This is a genomic window from Pedobacter sp. 01N416 (assembly GCF_056399685.1).
Map to the genome: position 1 here is coordinate 1 of NZ_JBFTRT010001077.1, position 506 is coordinate 506.

General features: G+C 37.9%; 1 protein-coding gene. It reads left to right on the plus strand.

Going from position 1 to position 506, the window contains the following annotated elements:
- Positions 1 to 506: trehalose-phosphatase (otsB, locus tag AC1DND_RS29310; protein ID WP_477586545.1), on the plus strand; the 506-nt coding region annotated here is incomplete at both ends.

Sequence of the window (506 nt, forward strand, 5' to 3'; positions counted from 1 at the left end):
CCTAAAGGTAGATCTGATTGCAGAACATGGTGCCTGGCAAAAATCGTTCGAAGATAAATGGAACAGCCTGCCCTTACTTACCGACCAATGGAAACAGGAAATAAAAACTTTACTAGAAACCTATACAGACCGTACTCCAGGATCGTTTATTGAAGAAAAAAGTTACTCACTGGTTTGGCATTATCGGAAAGCAGAAGAAGGACTTGGCGATTTAAGGGCCAATGAAATTATCAGCCATATGAAAATTTTAGCTGCAGATAAAGGCCTGCAACTTATGCCGGGCAATAAGGTAATTGAGTTTAAAAATATGGAGGTTAACAAAGGCAAGGCTGCCCTTAACTGGTTGTACGATAAAAAACCTGATTTTATTTTGGCCCTTGGTGATGATCATACTGATGAAGATATTTTCAGGGCATTACCAGATGATGCTTTTACCATTAAAGTTGGCAACAACATTTCGGAAGCAAAATATTACCTAAATGATTTTAATGAAGTGAGAAAACTAC